Annotated in this window: 2 tRNA genes and 3 rRNA genes; all 5 read left to right on the top strand. The window is 53.1% G+C overall.

Annotated elements, in window-relative coordinates:
* Positions 1-200 precede the first annotated feature (200 nt).
* The 5 genes from LQR33_RS13030 to rrf all read left to right on the top strand — a co-directional run bounded on the left by LQR33_RS13030 (position 201) and on the right by rrf (position 5,372).
* A 16S ribosomal RNA gene (locus LQR33_RS13030) occupies positions 201-1,736 on the top strand.
* 93 nt (positions 1,737-1,829) lie between these two features.
* Positions 1,830-1,906 (top strand) — tRNA-Ile (locus tag LQR33_RS13025).
* A 3-nt stretch (positions 1,907-1,909) separates the two neighbouring features.
* Positions 1,910-1,985, top strand: a tRNA-Ala gene (locus LQR33_RS13020).
* Between the two features lie 254 nt (positions 1,986-2,239).
* Positions 2,240-5,130 (top strand): 23S ribosomal RNA (locus LQR33_RS13015).
* Positions 5,131-5,257: 127 nt separating this feature from the next.
* Positions 5,258-5,372, top strand: a 5S ribosomal RNA gene (gene rrf, locus LQR33_RS13010).
* The 16S, 23S and 5S rRNA genes sit together here with 2 tRNA genes alongside, the layout of an rRNA operon.
* The last annotated feature ends 140 nt before the right edge of the window (positions 5,373-5,512 follow it).

The following is a 5,512-nucleotide window of genomic DNA, read 5'->3' as shown; positions in this document are numbered from 1 at the left end:
TCCTCAGCTGACGCAGCGAACGAAACAGCGGAAACGAAACGGTTCCGGTGAAGACGACGCAGCGGCCAGCACTGCTCTTTAACAGAACGAATAACCGATAGGTGTAAGTGCTTGGCGAAAGCCGAACACTTGCACTGCAAGAGACAAGAGATACTTGTTTATTTCTTTGAACTTGCGTGCCAGAAAATTTGCTTGAGATTGAACTGAAGAGTTTGATCCTGGCTCAGATTGAACGCTGGCGGCATGCTTTACACATGCAAGTCGAACGGTAACAGGGTGCTTGCACCGCTGACGAGTGGCGAACGGGTGAGTAATGCGTCGGAATGTACCGTGTAATGGGGGATAGCTCGGCGAAAGCCGGATTAATACCGCATACGCCCTGAGGGGGAAAGTGGGGGACCGTAAGGCCTCACGTTATACGAGCAGCCGACGTCTGATTAGCTAGTTGGTGAGGTAAGAGCTCACCAAGGCGACGATCAGTAGCGGGTCTGAGAGGATGATCCGCCACACTGGGACTGAGACACGGCCCAGACTCCTACGGGAGGCAGCAGTGGGGAATTTTGGACAATGGGCGCAAGCCTGATCCAGCCATGCCGCGTGTCTGAAGAAGGCCTTCGGGTTGTAAAGGACTTTTGTTCGGGAGGAAATCCCGCTGGTTAATACCTGGCGGGGATGACAGTACCGGAAGAATAAGCACCGGCTAACTACGTGCCAGCAGCCGCGGTAATACGTAGGGTGCAAGCGTTAATCGGAATTACTGGGCGTAAAGCGTGCGCAGGCGGTTGTGCAAGTCTGATGTGAAAGCCCCGGGCTTAACCTGGGAACGGCATTGGAGACTGCACGACTAGAGTGCGTCAGAGGGGGGTAGAATTCCACGTGTAGCAGTGAAATGCGTAGAGATGTGGAGGAATACCGATGGCGAAGGCAGCCCCCTGGGATGACACTGACGCTCATGCACGAAAGCGTGGGGAGCAAACAGGATTAGATACCCTGGTAGTCCACGCCCTAAACGATGTCAACTAGCTGTTGGGGGTTTGAATCCTTGGTAGCGTAGCTAACGCGTGAAGTTGACCGCCTGGGGAGTACGGCCGCAAGGTTAAAACTCAAAGGAATTGACGGGGACCCGCACAAGCGGTGGATGATGTGGATTAATTCGATGCAACGCGAAAAACCTTACCTGCTCTTGACATGTACGGAACTTGCTAGAGATAGCTTGGTGCCCGAAAGGGAGCCGTAACACAGGTGCTGCATGGCTGTCGTCAGCTCGTGTCGTGAGATGTTGGGTTAAGTCCCGCAACGAGCGCAACCCTTGTCATTAGTTGCCATCATTAAGTTGGGCACTCTAATGAGACTGCCGGTGACAAACCGGAGGAAGGTGGGGATGACGTCAAGTCCTCATGGCCCTTATGAGCAGGGCTTCACACGTCATACAATGGTCGGTACAGAGGGTTGCCAAGCCGCGAGGTGGAGCTAATCTCAGAAAACCGATCGTAGTCCGGATCGCACTCTGCAACTCGAGTGCGTGAAGTCGGAATCGCTAGTAATCGCAGATCAGCATGCTGCGGTGAATACGTTCCCGGGTCTTGTACACACCGCCCGTCACACCATGGGAGTGAGTTTCACCAGAAGTGGGTAGGCTAACCGTAAGGAGGCCGCTTACCACGGTGGGATTCATGACTGGGGTGAAGTCGTAACAAGGTAGCCGTAGGGGAACCTGCGGCTGGATCACCTCCTTTCTAGAGAATGGCGATTGCCAAGTACTTACAGCCTATCGGTTATTTGTAGTTAAGGGCAGCCAAGTTGAAAGACTTGGTGCTGAGAAGTTTACTGGGTTTGTAGCTCAGCTGGTTAGAGCACTGTGTTGATAACGCAGGGGTCGTAGGTTCGAGTCCTACCAGACCCACCAGTTGGGGGATTAGCTCAGTTGGGAGAGCACCTGCTTTGCAAGCAGGGGGTCGTCGGTTCGATCCCGTCATCCTCCACCACACCGCAAACAAAATCGAGTTCGAGAGAGCTAGATTCTGTTTGCGTTGTATAAACGCCCGATCTTTAACAAACTGAAGAAGCCGAATATATTGAGACGGCGAAACAAACGGCGAGAGTTAATTCTTTCGTTGGATGAATCGTCATCTTGGGTATTTGATTGTATCTAAGGCTGCGTCGCCATATCAAAAGGGGCGGTGCAGTCGTCGCACAAACACACTTGTTGTTTTAGTGGCTTAGGCTGCTGAAATGATAGGGTCAAGCGACTAAGTGCATCTGGTGGATGCCTTGGCGATCACAGGCGATGAAGGACGTGTAAGCCTGCGAAAAGCGCGGGGGAGCTGGCAATAGAGCTTTGATCCCGCGATGTCCGAATGGGGAAACCCACCGCTTAGGCGGTATCCCTGACTGAATACATAGGTCAGAGGAGGCGAACCGAGTGAACTGAAACATCTAAGTAACTCGAGGAAAAGAAATCAACCGAGATTCCGTAAGTAGTGGCGAGCGAACGCGGAACAGCCTGTATGTGATAGAGATTGCGTTAGTGGAAGGTTCATGGAAAGGACCGCCGTAGTGGGTGATAGCCCCGTACACGAAAACGCATTCTTGGTACTAAGCATACGAGAAGTAGGGCGGGACACGCGAAATCCTGTCTGAAGATGGGGGGACCATCCTCCAAGGCTAAATACTCGTGATCGACCGATAGTGAACCAGTACCGTGAGGGAAAGGCGAAAAGAACCCCGGGAGGGGAGTGAAATAGAACCTGAAACCGGATGCATACAAACAGTGGGAGCGGACTTGTTCCGTGACTGCGTACCTTTTGTATAATGGGTCAGCGACTTACGTTCAGTAGCAAGCTTAACCGAATAGGGGAGGCGTAGGGAAACCGAGTCCGAATAGGGCGCTTTAGTTGCTGGGCGTAGACCCGAAACCGAGTGATCTATCCATGGCCAGGATGAAGGTGCGGTAACACGCACTGGAGGTCCGAACCCACTAGTGTTGCAAAACTAGGGGATGAGCTGTGGATAGGGGTGAAAGGCTAAACAAACTCGGAGATAGCTGGTTCTCCCCGAAAACTATTTAGGTAGTGCCTCATGTATCACTTCCGGGGGTAAAGCACTGTTATGGCTAGGGGGTCATTGCGATTTACCAAACCATGGCAAACTCTGAATACCGGAAAGTGCGAGCATGGGAGACAGACGGTGGGTGCTAACGTCCATCGTCAAGAGGGAAACAACCCAGACCGCCAGCTAAGGTCCCAAATGATCAGTTAAGTGGTAAACGAAGTGGGAAGGCATAGACAGCCAGGATGTTGGCTTAGAAGCAGCCATCATTTAAAGAAAGCGTAATAGCTCACTGGTCGAGTCGTCCTGCGCGGAAGATGTAACGGGGCTCAAACTGATAACCGAAGCTGCGGATGGGCGCGTAAGCGTCCGTGGTAGGGGAGCGTTCTGTAGGTCTGTGAAGGTGTCTCGTAAGGGATGCTGGAGATATCAGAAGTGCGAATGCTGACATGAGTAGCGATAAAGCGGGTGAAAAGCCCGCTCGCCGAAAGCCCAAGGTTTCCTACGCAACGTTCATCGGCGTAGGGTGAGTCGGCCCCTAAGGCGAGGCTGAAAAGCGTAGTCGATGGGAAACGGGTTAAAATTCCCGTACTTTTATGCAGTGCGATGTGGGGACGGAGAAGGTTAGGTCATCAGACTGTTGGAATAGTCTGTTTAAGCCGGTAGGCTGGAGTGGTAGGCAAATCCGCCGCTCCTTAAGGCCGAGAAGTGATGACGAGGGTCTACGGACCTGAAGTGACTGATACCACGCTTCCAGGAAAAGCCACTAAGCTTCAGCTGCATAAGAACCGTACCGCAAACCGACACAGGTGGGCAGGATGAGAATTCTAAGGCGCTTGAGAGAACTCAGGAGAAGGAACTCGGCAAATTGATACCGTAACTTCGGGAGAAGGTATGCCTGTTGAGGTGAATCCCCTGCGGGAGGAGCTTTGACAGGTCGCAGAGAATAGGTGGCTGCGACTGTTTAACAAAAACACAGCACTGTGCCAACACGAAAGTGGACGTATACGGTGTGACGCCTGCCCGGTGCCGGAAGGTTAAGTGATGGGGTGCAAGCTCTTGATCGAAGCCCCGGTAAACGGCGGCCGTAACTATAACGGTCCTAAGGTAGCGAAATTCCTTGTCGGGTAAGTTCCGACCCGCACGAATGGCGTAACGATGGCCACACTGTCTCCTCCTGAGACTCAGCGAAGTTGAAGTGTTTGTGAAGATGCAATCTACCCGCTGCTAGACGGAAAGACCCCGTGAACCTTTACTGTAGCTTTGCATTGGACTTTGAACAGACTTGTGTAGGATAGGTGGGAGGCTTTGAAGCTGAGACGCTAGTTTCAGTGGAGCCGTCCTTGAAATACCACCCTGGTGTGTTTGAGGTTCTAACCTTGGTCCGTGATCCGGATTGGGGACAGTGCATGGTAGGCAGTTTGACTGGGGCGGTCTCCTCCCAAAGTGTAACGGAGGAGTTCGAAGGTTACCTAGGTACGGTCGGAAATCGTGCTGATAGTGCAATGGCAAAAGGTAGCTTAACTGCGAGACCGACAAGTCGAGCAGGTGCGAAAGCAGGACATAGTGATCCGGTGGTTCTGAATGGAAGGGCCATCGCTCAACGGATAAAAGGTACTCCGGGGATAACAGGCTGATACCGCCCAAGAGTTCACATCGACGGCGGTGTTTGGCACCTCGATGTCGGCTCATCACATCCTGGGGCTGTAGCCGGTCCCAAGGGTATGGCTGTTCGCCATTTAAAGTGGTACGTGAGCTGGGTTCAAAACGTCGTGAGACAGTTTGGTCCCTATCTGCAGTGGGCGTTGGAAGTTTGACGGGGGCTGCTCCTAGTACGAGAGGACCGGAGTGGACGAACCTCTGGTGTACCGGTTGTCACGCCAGTGGCATAGCCGGGTAGCTAAGTTCGGAAGAGATAACCGCTGAAAGCATCTAAGCGGGAAACTTGCCTGAAGATGAGACTTCCCTGGAGGCTTGACCTCCCTGAAGAGTCGTTCGAGACCAGGACGTTGATAGGTCGGGTGTGGAAGCGCTGTGAGGCGTGAAGCTAACCGATACTAATTGCTCGTGAGGCTTGATCCTATCATTTGAGTGGCTTGGGAAACTGAGACACGAGATAGTGGATGTGCGACGTACATCAAATACCGAATATATGTGAGTTGAGCAAACAAGCTCAGCTTAGGCTTCTTCAAGTTTGTGCCAGTTTATGTCTGGTGGCCTTAGCGAGGTGGTCCCACGCCTTCCCATCCCGAACAGGACCGTGAAACGCCTTAGCGCCGATGATAGTGTGGCATTCGCCATGTGAAAGTAGGACACCGCCAGACGCCCCATACCAGAAACCCCAGCTCGATGAGCTGGGGTTTTTGCATTGTGCGCGCGACGCATCCTCCGAAGCAGCCCCGACCGAACCCCGGCGGGGCTGCGGCGTTTGTGGGCGGCCATTGGCGGGCTTCGCATCCGCTCG

The organism is Chromobacterium piscinae, from assembly GCF_021129175.1.
Lineage (GTDB): Bacteria > Pseudomonadota > Gammaproteobacteria > Burkholderiales > Chromobacteriaceae > Chromobacterium > Chromobacterium piscinae.
This window is presented reverse-complemented; position numbering and strand designations above follow the sequence as displayed.